Raw genomic sequence first — 13,883 nt, 5'->3', positions numbered from 1 at the left:
ATAAAAATTTTCACAAACAGCGAACATTCGCTAAATTTATCTAAAAATTATTATGCGAATAATCGCATCTATTTATTTATATTTGGGTAATGAATTCAGAAAGCGACTTTATCAAAACAGTTTTCGGACTAAAACTGAAACAGCAGAGACAAAAAAAAAACTGGTCTCTGCAGGATCTTGCTGTAAAGACAGGATTATCAAAATCTTATCTTAATGAAATCGAGAATGGTAAGAAATATCCAAAGCACGATAAGATCATCCAACTTTCTGAAGCGCTGAACTGCACATTTGATGACCTGGTTTCTACCAAGCTTGATAAAAGCCTGGCTCCTTTCAATGAAATTCTGCAATCTGATTTCTTCAAGGAAGTTCCGCTGGAACTGTTCGGGATCAACAAAAATAACCTCATCAGTATTATCAGTGATGCGCCCAAAAAAGTAACTGCTTTTATCAATGCGCTGATTGAAATTTCACAGAATTATAACCTTGGAAAAGAAAGGTTTTATTTTGCCGTGTTAAGATCGTTTCAGGAATTGTATGATAATTATTTTCCGGAAATTGAAGAAAAAGTAAGCTTATTCACGAAGGAAAACAAGCTGGAGGCCGGGAAAAATTTAAAGCCTGACATTCTGGAAAAAATTCTTGGAGAAAAGTTTGGTTACAAAATTCAATCTGAAGATTTTGAAAAATATGGCACTTTGGATAATCTTCGTTCACTTTTTATTCCTGAGAAAAAACTTTTACTACTGAATCAAAAACTGGAAAAAGATCAGAAAACATTCATTCTTGCTAAAGAAATCGGATTTAATGTACTGGAATTAAAAAACCGCCCTAATACGTATTCATGGCTTGATTTCGGGAGTTTTGAAGAAATTCTGAATAATTTTTATGCGTCTTATTTTGCAGGCGCCTTATTAATTTCTAAAGAGCCTGTTATCGAAAAAACCTCTGAGTTTTTCCAGCAAAGCAAATGGGAGCCGGAAAATTTTGAAAATCTCATCAACAACTTCACCCACTCTCCCGAAACATTCTATTACCGGCTGACGAATATTCTTTCAGCTGAAATGGGTATTAAAGACCTGTTTTATTTATGCCTGGTAAAAAAGAAAAATTCTGATAAAATCCAGATTTTAAAGGAACTTCACCTTAACCACCAGCAGGTTCCTCACGCCAATGCCACCAATGAACATTACTGCAGAAGATGGATTGCCGTGAAAAACCTTGATCATTTAAAGGAAAATGAAACTTTGACTGACGCTCAGATTTCTCATTATAAAGATCAGGGAATAAGCTATCTGGTGATTTCCACTTCACAAAAAAATCCTTTTTCAGATGGAAGCAACAGAAGTTATTGCCTCGGCATTTTACTGAATTCTCAAACGATCAAAAAAATAGGTTTTATCAAGTCTCCTTCTTTAAAAACCATCAATGTAGGTGTTACCTGTGAATCCTGCAGCATTGCAGACTGTGAAGTAAGACAAGCGTCGCCGGTAAGGCTGGAAAAGGAGCATTTTAACATGAGCATGAAGAGTTCTGTGGAGAAAATCAGAAAGAGATTTGAGAATTGATGGGTGAATAGTGAATCGTCAATGCGCTTCGCTTGTGAATTTTATGTGTGGTACGGGCTTCGAGATGCGTGATCCGGGTTATATCTACAGATAACTTATTTTTCCTTTATCAGATAAAATATCTTTGCTGACAATATATGAAATTAGCTAACAAAACTTGCGAATATTAACGGTAATAATTATTCACCATTGACTTTGCGAAGCAAAAATTGACAATAATTTCATATCTTAGTAAAAACACACTATGATATTAGATATATTGTTTCCCAACCGCTGCATTCACTGCAACAGAATCATCGATCCTGAACTTCTGGTTTGTGATCTTTGCTTCAGCCAGATTCATTTTACCCATTACAATTATTTTGAAAATAATCCGATAAAGGAAAAATGCAGTTTATTTTTTCCCGTTGAGAACACATTTGCACTGATACAGTTTGAGGAAGAAGGCTTAAGCCGCAAAATTATTCATGAACTAAAATACAGAAGCCGGGAAAAAACAGGAAGAAATCTGGCAGATTGGACAACAGAGCGCCTGGATTTTCAAGACGATAATCCTGATCTATTGGTAAGTGTACCGCTTCATCCAAAGAAACTGAAAGAACGGGGATACAATCAGCTTCATTTATATACTGAAACTTTGTCTAAATTTTATCACATACCTTTTGATCATGAATTAATCAGGAGAAATCATTATTCCAAAGCACAGGCCTTAAAAGATAAGAAGCACAGACTGGAAACGGTCAATACTTTTTCCGTCACCCGGCCTGTTACCGGAAAGCATATTCTTCTGATTGATGATGTTTTCACCACAGGTAATACAGTTTCATCGGTAGCATGGGAGATTCTAAATGCCGGTGCCAATAAGGTCAGTGTTTTAGTGATTGCTGAAGATGTTTGATACGAGGTTCGGGATACGGGGTTATATTCAAAAATATTTTCAAACCCTACAACACTCAAACCCTCTCACACTTCTGCTTAATCCATTTTCGCCATTCAATTCTTTTTCCTAATTTTCAGAAAATTAAATAGCTATGCCAAATCTGCTTTTATTACATGGAGCCCTGGGACACAGTGATATTTTCGCGCCTTATCTGAACGTACTTTCTCAGTATTTTACAGTACACACCCCTTTATTTTCAGGTCATGGAAATAGCAAACTACCAACAGAAGGTATCAGTATTGAAAAATACACGCAGGAATTATCGGAATATTGTAAAGTGAATAGTCTGGCGGATGTATCAATTTTCGGACACAGTATGGGAGGTTATGTAGCACTTTGCTATGCTATGAAAAATCCGGAAAATGTAAATTCTGTCATGACTCTGGGAACTAAGTTTGAATGGACTGAAGAGCAGGCTTTAAAAGAAAGTAAAATGCTTAATCCTGATGTCATTCTTGAGAAAATTACTCAGTATGCCCAACTTTTAGAATCACAACATGGGTCAAAATGGAAAGAACTTCTTCCGGCTATTTCTTCATTAATGATTGATCTGGGCAAAAACCCTCCTTTAGAAAATAATTTTGCTACGATAAATATCCCAGTTCAGGTTATGGTGGGAGATAAAGACAATATGGTTACTATTGAGGAAAGCGCACATGTTTACCGAAGCCTTCCTGATGCAAAATTTGCCGTACTCCCGGATACCAAGCATCCCATGGATAAAGTACGGCCCGATTTATTGTTAAACTTAATGAAAGATTTCTGGAACCTTTCTTAAAATTATCGCTGAAGTTTTTCTCCGTAGCTCAAATCTCCGGCATCCCCCAGCCCCGGAGTGATATATCCTTTAGAAGTTAAATGCTCATCGATAGCTCCTACCCAAATCTGCGCTTCAGGATAGGCATTCTGAATGGTTTCAACCCCCTGCCTTGAAGCAATAGCTGCTACAATGTGAAGCTGAGTTGGATTTCCGTGAGTCAGCAAATCTTTAATGGCTTCGATTAGAGAGGCTCCTGTCGCCAGCATTGGATCTGCAACAATCAAAGGTCTGTTTTCAATACTTGGACAAGTAAGATAATCCTGCTTGATTGAAAAGTAATCGTTGGCATCATGTTTTCTGTAAGCTGCCACAAAACCACAGTCTGCTCTGTCCAGATAATTAAGGATTCCTTCAAATAACGGAACACCAGCTCTTAAAATAGTTGTAATAACAGGCTGTACAGCAATTTCCCTGCTTTTTATCGTATCTAAAGGAGTTTGAATTTCAATTTCCCTGTACTCCAGTCCTTTACTGATTTCAAAAGCGGCAATCTCCCCGATTCTCTCCATATTCCTTCTGAATCTCATCCGGTCATGCTGGATATTAACGTTTCTAAGTTCGTTGATCCATTCGTCGACAAGAGAAAAATGTTGCGATAAAATAGTAAGCATGAAAATTATATTTTTAATTTCAGTTGATTGAATTAATTCCTGCAAAATTACAACTAAAAAACGAATTGAAAGATCAGGGCAAGTCTGTTATTAAATAAAAACTCCGGCAAGCTTCGCTTGCCGGAGTTTTTGATGAACATTTGTTCTTATTATTTTTGTCTGAAATATACTTCGATCGGAACTCCGGTAAACCCGAATTCTTTTCTCAACTGATTTTCAGTAAATCTTTTATACGGTTCTTTCACATATTGCGGAAGGTTGCAGAAAAATACAAACTGCGGTGACGGCGTAGGAAGCTGAACGCAATATTTAATTTTAATATACTTTCCTTTCAAAGCCGGCGGCGGTGTATTTTCAAAAATCGGAAGCATTACTTCATTCAGTTTTGAAGTTTTAATTTTCTTCTTACGATCTTCATAAACCTGCATAGCTACATCTACAGCCTTTAGAATTCTTTGCTTCGTTAAAGCTGAAACGAATAAGATCGGAATATCCTGAAACTGACCGATTTTATCTTTGATTGATTTTTCAAAATCACGCATTGTATTGGTCTGCTTGTCCTCAATCAAATCCCATTTATTAACAAGAATTACGATTCCTTTTCTGTTTTTCTGAGCCAGTCCGAAGATGTTCATATCCTGAGATTCCCATCCCTGTGTAGCATCTACCATAATGATCACTACATCAGAATACTCGATAGAACGGATAGATCTCATTACGGAATAGAACTCAAGGTCTTCATTTACCTTGGATTTTCTTCTCATCCCTGCTGTATCTACCAATACAAACTCGTGTCCGAATTTGTTATACAAAGTCTGGATACTATCTCTTGTGGTTCCTGCAATATCTGTTACGATATTTCTTTCAACATCCAGTAAAGCGTTTGTCAAGGTAGATTTCCCTACATTCGGACGACCAGCAATGGTAATTTTAGGAAGTCCTTCAAACGGATCTTTATATTCTGTGGTTGGGAAATCTCTAACGATATCATCCAACAGATCTCCTGTTCCGGAACCTGTGGCTGAAGAAAGTGTATAGTATTTATCGATTCCTAACTGATAAAATTCAGTAGCAGGAAGTTCTTCTTTCGCAGAATCCACTTTATTGATAACAATATAAATCGGTTTGTTGGATCTTCTGAGAAGTCTGTAAATTTCGTGGTCCGTATCAGTAAGCCCTTCCTCTACGTTCATCATAAAGATAATAGAAGTAGCTTCATCTACTGCTAACTGTACCTGCTTACGGATTTCTTCTTCAAAGATATCATCTGTACCTACATCGTACCCTCCGGTATCAATTACGGTAAAGTCTACTCCGTTCCAGTCTGATTTTCCGTAGTGGCGGTCTCTGGTAACGCCAGCTGTAGAATCTACAATGGCTTCTCTTCTTTCTAATAAACGGTTAAAAAGCGTGGATTTTCCTACGTTGGGACGTCCAACGATTGCAACAATATTTGACATAAAAAAATGTTTAATACTCCTTTGCTGTGCTCAGGATATGTTATTAATGGGTTACTCCAACTTTTGGAGCCCAATTTTTTTTTGCAAAGATAAGGTTTTATTATTTAACTGAACTTTGAAGGATGGAAGTGGGAAGAAGGAAGCGGGAAGTTATTATTCCTCGGATAAATTAATGTAAACCCTACTCATCCAATTGAGCAAGTAATATCCATAAATCTAATGTTTATGGGTAGAAGCAGTTTTTTTCTAAAATTTATTAAAAAATAATTCTTTGGATATCAATACATAAAGTTGTCATCTTAGTAATTCTGTTAATGAATCTTTAATTTTGATTTTCATATTTAAAATAAATTCTATAATTTCGCGGCATAGAAACAGACCCATGGTGTAGCGGTAACACTACTGATTTTGGTTCAGTCATCTGGGGTTCGAATCCCTGTGGGTCTACATAACAGGAGAAATGATTATAATTATCGTTTCTCCTGTTTTTATTTTGTGATAATCCATTGTTAATCTGAAAGATATAATATTGAAGAATTTCTTTATTTTTAAGTAGTTCAGTATTATATGATTTAAAAACTCTTTCATAGTTTTCAATCGTTTTATCTGTTTTGATCCTGCTAAAACCTAAAAAGTCACTTTCTTTGACAATAAGATCTGCAAACTTTTTAGATTTGAGTTCTTCCTTTATTTGAGCTATCTTATTATTTAGTAAAACAAGCTCATCTTCCTTTTTTTGAATTTTAAATTCAATGGCTTCCAGTCTTCCTTTAGAACCTGAAATACCTCTCTCCATTTCCAAGCATTCAGCAGTAATATCCTGCATTTTTGAATAATGGAAGGATTGATGTTTCAAGGTTTTCCCCGTTTCCAAATTCTGCCAGTCTGCTACCAAATGGGCATGATAATTAGGTTTCCATTCTCTAGAATCCTTATCATAATGACCTTCATCTTTATGAATGGCAATTTGAAAGATTCTTATTCTTAGTTCTTCTTCAAGCCTTTTAGAGAGCCTATTAAGATCCTGCATCGTTGTATTTTCTTTAATAACAACTACAGCTTCACGAATCGGTATTGCATTTTTCTGTAATTTCCTTCCGGATTTTTCCTTACAATATGCTTCTATTGATTTTAGCCTATCTGAAATCTTATTTTCTGCCCAATACTCATTTTTCCGGTAAGATCCGTTTTAATATAATCGAAGGTTTTTCTTCTGAAATTGTGAGCTTCAGAACCTGTTTTGACTGCCTTAAAATTGATAGATGTTTTCACAGCAATAAAATAGTCCACACTATCACTATCTTTACATAATAAGACTTATTGGGCTTCGATTTTCACTCATTGACTTAATAAAATAATCCGCATCGGTTAGATACGGATTTATTTATTAAATTCTGAAACTCCAAGTATGATCTTCAATATTTTAGACAGCCTTTTTTCTCTTTTTCTGTATCAGCTATTCACAATATCATTTTAAATTGAGATTCTACTAATATTTTTAAATTAGAGTATTGATTTTCAATACTCTAATTTATTACCAATCATTTTACTTTTCCATTTCAACACACGTCTTCTGAATTTCTCTTTGCTTAAAAATTCTTTCACGATTAATACTTCCAGAATAAAAAGCTAAAGATAAAGCAAAGCCTGCAATAATAAAAAAGTATAAATAATACTTTATATGGTAATCTCTGAAGGAATCAAATTTTTTAAAATCTTCATTATAAATATATATTCCAACAAAAAAACCTACAATAAAATATAAAAATACATACTGCCAGTAAGGAGTATCGAATATAATAGTTTTATCAAATGATATATAAATAAGTTCAAATGCAAAATATAAGATTATACCAAATAATAATGTGAAAACTAACCAAGTAGCAACTTTTGCAGATATTCTGCTTTCTTTATCAACTTTATAATAATACCAATATATATGGTAAAATAATAACTTTATAAATCTAATCATTTTAAAATAGGGGTTTACCATCGTTACCATATGTTTCATAAAATGCCATTCCTGCAAAATAAACTACCGATACCCAGGCTGTGGCAGGAAAAAAGCCTGCAACTCCCATCACTCCATCAACAATGGCTCTAGTACCTGATATGTTGCCTTTTCCATACTGATATAATGTGTTAGCAAGACCCACAGCACCAACTACTCTTCCTCCCCATTTCAAAGCTGTTGAAGTGGTCTCCAAAGCTTTAGCAGAAATAGGTAATCTTGTACTTATAATTTCTGCAAAAATACGGCTTTTTGCTATATTAGAAGGGGCACTCCAATTTGCCAGTCCTTTTTCAGCAATTGTAGACCCAGACTGTATAATACCTGCAAAAGCTGATACTTCTCTTGGATGGTTTTGAATCCAATTAAAGCCTCTGTCTGCTAACTCTCCATATGCTATAGGGTTATAATTAGCAATCCTTGCTTTATGGATTATCCCAAGTTTTATGTCTGAGAAGATGTCATCACCCATTCTATAAGCTTCTTGAGTAGCAGTACCCGTATACCATGTTATTTCAGTATCACCGAAGCTAAGTCCAGACATAGACCCTCCATTTTTAAAGTAATTGAACATACTTACGGCATCTTTTCCAATAAAGTCATAACTGTTACCAAGATACCCACTACCTCCGCCGCCACTTTCACTGTTATAGCTCATCCCAGTAGACGCGCTGAATGAATACATAGGTTTGTATGAACCCGGCATATAATCAAACGTTGTGGAAGCGCGTATACTTCCATCTTCATTAATCCATCTTCCATCCGGGTCTGTATTAGAAACAGGATTATTGGCTACATACGCATAAGGACTGGTAGAAAGATAGCTTTCTGCCAGCTGGTCTATCCCGTTCCATCTTCCCAGATCAGGCAGATACTGTCTCCAGCCATAATCAAACAATCCTGTCTCCTGAAGCTCTTTCCCATTGTATTTATAACTGTAAAAACTTCCGAAGCCTGAAGTACTGTACGATCCTGAGATATGGTTCAGCCCAAAAGGATAGTAATTGTTAGTATCGATAATTTCAGGAACGCCAGTGCTGTTTTTGGCAAAGGTTACCCTAGCGTTTCCAAGGTGGTCTCTGTACTGGTAAATATAGCGGTTTTCTGTGAAACTGTAATACCCCGCAGCCGTGGAAACAAAATCCAGTTTCCACTCTGGGGTGAGTGTTCCCGGAAAGACAAGAGATGCATTTTTATAAGCCTGCTGTTCATAGGCACTTTCTGTTCTGCACTCAAGGCAGATACCGCCTCCTTCCGTATAGCTGTACTGGAAGCCATCCAGATAGTCTGTGATACGAGTAGTAACAGATCCTCTTGGTGGCGCACTGGAATAGGTTTTACGCAGCTTTGTTCCGTCAGCACGGTAAAGATAGCTCATCGTACTGTTCAGCTTTAGCCCAAATTCGTCTGACTGCTGAGCGCTGTACCCATTGGAAAGATTCAGAAAATTGTATTGAACAGACTGAATTCCTTTATCCAGTATATCTTTCATATTTCCGTTCTGATCATAGGAAATAATGTTATTTCCTCCTTCGTACCCGGTATCATTCAGTGCATTTTCTGTAACTTTCGTTAAACGGTTTCCGGTATAATTGTAAACCATGTCATCTACCTGGGTAGATGTTGTACTGCCGCTTGCAGGGAAGGCATTCCTTTTTAGGCTTTTAATATTTCCATTCAGGTCATAGGTCACGTGTTCATTATAATTATTATTAAAAGGAACAGTGGCATTGGGTTCAGAATAGACCGCGTCCTTTAATCTGCCCAACCCGTCATAGGCATAATTATACCTTTTCAGTACATCCTCGGAAGCATTTTTCCAGTCTACTTCTGTGATGGTTCCAGAAAATTTCCCAGGGGCCACATTAGAATTTACCGGATTGGTATATTTCATTTCATACCCGAACAGCTTCCCGTTCAAATTGGAAGGATCATTGATTTTGGTAAGCCATCCCCTGATATTGTACGTATAATCAATATTCTGTAATGGCTGGGCAGGATTGGTTCCTCCTAATTTTCTGTTTTTCAACTGTGAAATCTCATTATACTCATTCTGTACCAGAATTTCTTCAGGATTAGTATCCACCTGATGTTTATGAACCAATAATCTGTTTTGGTGATCATAGATGAAAGTCTGGGTAATTACTTTTTCGGGATCTGCCGGCAGCCTTCTGTGATACACCTTGCTCTGTTTGGTAACTCCTACAAAATCAAGCAATGATTCCGTTTTAGTATAACCTCCGAGATGATTGATACTGTAAGAACCTACCGTTCTTCCTTTCTGGTCATAATAAACATAGTTTTTGGTCCAGTTATCATCCTCAAATATTTTTCACAAAGTTCATCACAGGGAGACCTTTGGTGCTTTTACCATCAACGGGAGTATCTTTTAAAACGGCTGTCCCCTGGATCAACTGTGGAAAAGCAGGATTAAAACTATAATTGGGGTAAGTATCATAATAATTAACGGATAACAAAGTGACCCATTTAGAAGCAGCAGGATACGAAGCAGCAGGATCATAAAAGATATCCATTCCCTGTCTGTTAAAAATAATTGAACTGCTCATTTTCACATTGTTGTTGGTAATTCCGTCAGCCAGTCCCTGTTCTGTTTTTCTATCTCCACCGGTAGCTATTCCGGTAAAAGCAGCTCTTCCAAACTGATCGTATGTGGTATACATCCACTGTCCTTTTTCTTTAAGATTGACGTCCTGTGAAGCTACCAACCTATTCTGGTTATCGTACACCAGGTACTGCCAGCCTTTTCCCGGAATCTTTTTTTCTGCCAGACGTCCCCAGGTGTCATACCGATAGCGGTAGCACAGATTGTTCAGAAGATCATTTGTAATCGCCTTGTGAGCTACCTCCGGAGGAATTACAAATACCAGCTGTCCATATTTATTGTAAACATAATAGGTATTATTACCCATTTTTCTGACAAGGATGGTTTGTCCCTTTTTGTTTTTAAATTCTACGATTTTGTTTCCATCTTCATCCGTTACTGTACTTTTGTATAACTGATTGGCCGGATAGGTCTGATTGGAGGATATGCTGAGGGTATCTTTGGTGATTCCATTTTCCCATGTAGTGGAAACAACATATTGGTAAACCTCACCCGTCGTATTGGTGTTGTATTCAAACTGTACAGGATGGGTATTCCACTCATTACCAACATTTTTTTGCTGCTGTATTCTTCCCAGCGGAGAAGGTTCCAATGCTTTTTCAGTATAGATTTTTTCACTGCCATATTGCGAAGACGCATTAGAAAGAGGATTAGTATATAAAGCACCATTTTGTGTCCTTGATTGCGGAACGGGAAGGTAGCTTTTTACCTGTCTTCCATACGCATCATATTCTACGGGAACCACAATGTCTTTTCCGGAGGGCGTTGCTTTTATCGATATATTCTGTTTTGCCCTTCCAAGCCCGTCAAAGTATTGCACGGATTCTGTTTTTTTGGAACAGTCTTCTGTTAAACAGTTTTTCTCATATACATAGTTCTCTGTCGAAGTAAGGCTAGTTTGTGCATAGGAAAAACCAACCACAAACAAATTGAGGAGTAGTATTATTTTTTTCATTGTGTTTAGTTTTTGTAGTTGTATTGATATTCTTTCAGGGTTACTCCATTCATATCTGTAATTTTCTGTAGCCTGTTCTGATCATCATACTTATAAATTGCTCTGATTCCATTGGGTGGGGTTGTTGTTGTCATTCCTATGAGTGGATCATAGGTATAAGTTGTAACCTGAAAATTCTGCAATGCAGATAATTTTCTGAAATTATCCAATGCTGTAAGGAGCGCCGGTTCATTGGCAGGGTTTTGAGCATCTGCATTGGAAGCATCTGTAATAGCCTGAACGTAAGGAGAAACCTGGGCATACGTTGCTCCTTCTATCTTAGCGATAGGTTGTGTTTTATCATAGCCATATATCACGGTTGTTGATATTCCTGCAGGAGAAGTAAACTGAATGGCATTTCCTTTTTCATCATACAAATCTATGGTGGCTGTTTTTTGCACAGTATTCCCGATATTGGAAGTCATTACGGCAATAGGACGAGTGGAGGCCGGGTTGGTAAACTTAGTTTCTGTACGTGAAACGAGTTGACCATCTGTCTTTTCCTCTATAATAACAGGAACATTGAGGATATGGGCTGCTGCAAGATTAGCAAACCCTGCCTCAGGATAGGTATAGAATTGTTCTATGGTATTTCCATCCACTACTTTTTTAGTAGAGGATACATCAAAATTGAACACGTTAAAATTGGTTTCAGACTGTTCTTCTATACTTTGGTTGTTGCCAAAATAGCTGGTGGAGGTAACTGATGATCTTTTGAGCCATGCTGCTTTACTATAAACACTGGCACCGTTTCCGAAAAGCTGATAATCATGAGCATCGGGAATAGCCTCAAAAGTGTAATCAAACTGTTCTCCGGTAAGTAGGCTGTTTTGAGCATTATATACCTCTTCTTTTTCTAAAACACCACCTTTCACCATACCATAATACGGCTGGTAAGACGCTGTAATACCATTAACGATATAAGGCTCAGCAGGATAGTCATTGGGAGTCTTATAATAATACTTTATATATCCGTTTCCATCATCAGTATTGGAAACTTTTACATTTCGATATAAAACATAGCTTTGTCCCTCTTCATGACCTTCTACTTCAGGATAAAAGGTATAGCCGCTGGAACTTCTGCTATCTGTAAAACTATCATATTTAAAATTTGTGATCTTCACAGGAGTCGTTTCATTAATACTATTGTAATATTTGATGTTTCCAATCCGTAAACTGTTGATATAGCTTTTATTGGTAAAAGGCTGTGGTTTATGCTTTAGATCATAAAACTGTATACTTCCCCTGCCTCCCGAGCCGGTAAATTGAATCGTATAGATTCCTGGCATTAAATTAAAAGCTTTCACATAATAATCTTCATTATAGCCGACAGCACTGCAATAACCGCCGTCATAATAATTATTACCCGGATTAGCTATGTTCCATGCTACATAGGTAGGAGAATCATCCCAATAGATTGGAGGTGGGAATTTTTCTTCCAGATGATAAAGTATATATACCTTTTTTGCTTTACCCGCTGTCCCGGAAACTGTAAAGCTATAATTGTTGCTTTGATTCGTATTAAAATTAATTTCTTTGAATATTTCAGGATATTGAAGTTCAGGATCTACAAAGTTTTCTCCGTTTAAGATGGGAGACAGGTAATCTGCATTACTTTTATCAACATAGATCTCATTAGGTTCAAAATTATATTCTGTTACTCCTCCTGTCGGATTTATTATTTTTTTTAAAGAGCCTAAAACTGCCCTGTGAGGATTATTAGTCAGATCTGGATCATGACAAAGAAATGTTCCATTATATCCTGTATTGATATCAGGTAAATTAGGATCAGGATTTGCATACCTAAACTCTGTCGTTTCTGAGATGACATTATTTTTATTGAGCTTTTTAAGTTTTGTTAATGTCCTTTTATTTATATTTTCAGATGTCGATCCATTAAAATAAACGAATGGGTAAGTGGAATACTCAAATGAGTACCCCGAAACCATTGCATCGTATTTGGTTTTGAGAACAATACTATTGATACTATAAGGGTCATTTAATGTTTGCTCTAAACTGGCATCATAAGTATAATTGATCTCAATTTTTCCAATGTCAGCCGAAGTAATGGTTTTCAGCTTGCAGGTCTGATAAAGCAAGGTGGTGCCGTCAGGCTTATATTTTATATCTTTTTGATATGTAAAGTTAGCCAGTTCAACGTTGTTGGCATCTTTAATCTGTGATAAGAAAAATGCGGATTTGTATATTTTGTTAGAAATTCCATATAGATCCTGTTGCTGGTTACTTCTGCTATAATCATTAAAAATATATTTAATTCCTTTGGTGTCGGTAATGGTAAAAGAATTAAAAATGAGAGTGGCGGTATTGCTATCTCTTGTGTATTCGATCTTGATCCTATTTGAAGAAAGGTTGATGAGCTCAAAAGTATTAGCTGTGATATTTCTTATTATTTTGAACTTACCTGATATACCGGGAAGATTATAGTAATATACATCATCGAAATTATTTTTTATATAGTTGCCTGTGCTTGTATCATCAAATTTTTCATCGAACTCATTGACAATACTTCTGGAAATTACCCCTCCTGCAAAAAGTGACCATCCTGTTCCTACTTCACTCGCTGGCTCCGTAGCTGCTATATTCAGGGGGTTGTAAGATAATGAAAAGTTAAGGCTGACTGCCTTATTATGCGTGGGTAATCCTAATAACGGCAAAGAAATATCCGGTAGGCCTGTGGCATTGGAAACAGGAGTATTGGAATAAGTCGCCAAAGAAGAAACGGAAGGTACAGGCCTGGAAAAATCCCCAAAATTAACCTGCTGTTGCTGGGCATAAAGCTGCCCTATACCGGCAACAAGGATTGCCAGTGAAAAGATTGTTTTTTTCATTATCTCG

10 protein-coding genes and 1 tRNA gene are annotated in these 13,883 nt (G+C 36.6%); 4 read left to right on the top strand and 7 right to left on the bottom strand.

Annotation, left to right across the window (positions count from 1 at the left end):
* The first annotated feature begins 89 nt into the window (after nt 1-89).
* From ACE3RB_RS03470 to ACE3RB_RS03460, 3 genes are all read left to right on the top strand, one after another.
* Complete coding sequence (locus ACE3RB_RS03470) at nt 90-1,568, top strand: helix-turn-helix domain-containing protein (protein WP_374462917.1); 1,479 nt, start codon at nt 90-92, stop codon at nt 1,566-1,568.
* 244 nt (nt 1,569-1,812) lie between these two features.
* Nucleotides 1,813-2,466 (top strand): ComF family protein, encoded by a 654-nt coding sequence (locus ACE3RB_RS03465; protein ID WP_374462916.1) that lies wholly within the window; start codon nt 1,813-1,815, stop codon nt 2,464-2,466.
* Between the two features lie 133 nt (nt 2,467-2,599).
* Entirely contained in the window at nt 2,600-3,286 is a 687-nt protein-coding gene (locus ACE3RB_RS03460) for an alpha/beta fold hydrolase (protein WP_374462915.1), read from the top strand.
* A 2-nt stretch (nt 3,287-3,288) separates the two neighbouring features.
* On the opposite strand, the gene upp is transcribed toward ACE3RB_RS03460, so the two are convergent.
* Both upp and der read right to left on the bottom strand, forming a co-directional pair.
* On the bottom strand, nt 3,289-3,939 hold the full coding sequence (upp, locus tag ACE3RB_RS03455; protein WP_374462914.1) for a uracil phosphoribosyltransferase: 651 nt from the start codon (nt 3,937-3,939) through the stop codon (nt 3,289-3,291).
* Between the two features lie 149 nt (nt 3,940-4,088).
* The gene (gene der / locus ACE3RB_RS03450) at nt 4,089-5,399 is read right to left on the bottom strand and encodes a ribosome biogenesis GTPase Der (protein ID WP_374462913.1); all 1,311 of its coding nucleotides are present in this window, start codon (nt 5,397-5,399) and stop codon (nt 4,089-4,091) included.
* 376 nt (nt 5,400-5,775) lie between these two features.
* Between der and ACE3RB_RS03445 the strand changes: the two genes are divergently transcribed.
* Nucleotides 5,776-5,846, top strand: a tRNA-Gln gene (locus ACE3RB_RS03445).
* Between the two features lie 684 nt (nt 5,847-6,530).
* On the opposite strand, the gene ACE3RB_RS03440 is transcribed toward ACE3RB_RS03445, so the two are convergent.
* The 5 genes from ACE3RB_RS03440 to ACE3RB_RS03420 form a co-directional block, all read right to left on the bottom strand.
* Nucleotides 6,531-6,689 (bottom strand): hypothetical protein, encoded by a 159-nt coding sequence (locus ACE3RB_RS03440; RefSeq protein ID WP_374462912.1) that lies wholly within the window; start codon nt 6,687-6,689, stop codon nt 6,531-6,533.
* Nucleotides 6,690-6,945: 256 nt separating this feature from the next.
* Nucleotides 6,946-7,371: a hypothetical protein gene (locus tag ACE3RB_RS03435; protein ID WP_374462911.1), complete on the bottom strand. Its 426-nt coding sequence runs from the start codon at nt 7,369-7,371 to the stop codon at nt 6,946-6,948.
* A gap of 1 nt (nt 7,372) precedes the next feature.
* Nucleotides 7,373-9,628 (bottom strand): RHS repeat-associated core domain-containing protein, encoded by a 2,256-nt coding sequence (locus ACE3RB_RS03430; protein WP_374462910.1) that lies wholly within the window; start codon nt 9,626-9,628, stop codon nt 7,373-7,375.
* 103 nt (nt 9,629-9,731) lie between these two features.
* A complete protein-coding gene (locus ACE3RB_RS03425; protein ID WP_374462909.1) occupies nt 9,732-10,988 on the bottom strand; it encodes a DUF6443 domain-containing protein in 1,257 nt (418 codons plus the stop codon).
* A gap of 5 nt (nt 10,989-10,993) precedes the next feature.
* The gene (locus ACE3RB_RS03420) at nt 10,994-13,876 is read right to left on the bottom strand and encodes a hypothetical protein (RefSeq protein ID WP_374462908.1); all 2,883 of its coding nucleotides are present in this window, start codon (nt 13,874-13,876) and stop codon (nt 10,994-10,996) included.
* Between the last annotated feature and the right edge of the window lie 7 nt (nt 13,877-13,883).

Origin of the sequence: Chryseobacterium sp. (genome assembly GCF_041914225.1) — a bacterium.
GTDB lineage: Bacteria > Bacteroidota > Bacteroidia > Flavobacteriales > Weeksellaceae > Chryseobacterium.
This window is presented reverse-complemented; position numbering and strand designations above follow the sequence as displayed.

What these genes read in the sequence shown, in the direction of transcription:
- ACE3RB_RS03470 (WP_374462917.1), top strand. Translation starts at nt 90, where the DNA reads ATGAATTCAGAAAGCGACTTTATCAAAACAGTTTTCGGACTAAAACTG.
- ACE3RB_RS03465 (WP_374462916.1), top strand. Translation starts at nt 1,813, where the DNA reads ATGATATTAGATATATTGTTTCCCAACCGCTGCATTCACTGCAACAGA.
- ACE3RB_RS03460 (WP_374462915.1), top strand. Translation starts at nt 2,600, where the DNA reads ATGCCAAATCTGCTTTTATTACATGGAGCCCTGGGACACAGTGATATT.
- upp (WP_374462914.1), bottom strand. Translation starts at nt 3,939, where the DNA reads ATGCTTACTATTTTATCGCAACATTTTTCTCTTGTCGACGAATGGATC.
- der (WP_374462913.1), bottom strand. Translation starts at nt 5,399, where the DNA reads ATGTCAAATATTGTTGCAATCGTTGGACGTCCCAACGTAGGAAAATCC.
- ACE3RB_RS03435 (WP_374462911.1), bottom strand. Translation starts at nt 7,371, where the DNA reads ATGATTAGATTTATAAAGTTATTATTTTACCATATATATTGGTATTAT.
- ACE3RB_RS03425 (WP_374462909.1), bottom strand. Translation starts at nt 10,988, where the DNA reads ATGAAAAAAATAATACTACTCCTCAATTTGTTTGTGGTTGGTTTTTCC.
- ACE3RB_RS03420 (WP_374462908.1), bottom strand. Translation starts at nt 13,876, where the DNA reads ATGAAAAAAACAATCTTTTCACTGGCAATCCTTGTTGCCGGTATAGGG.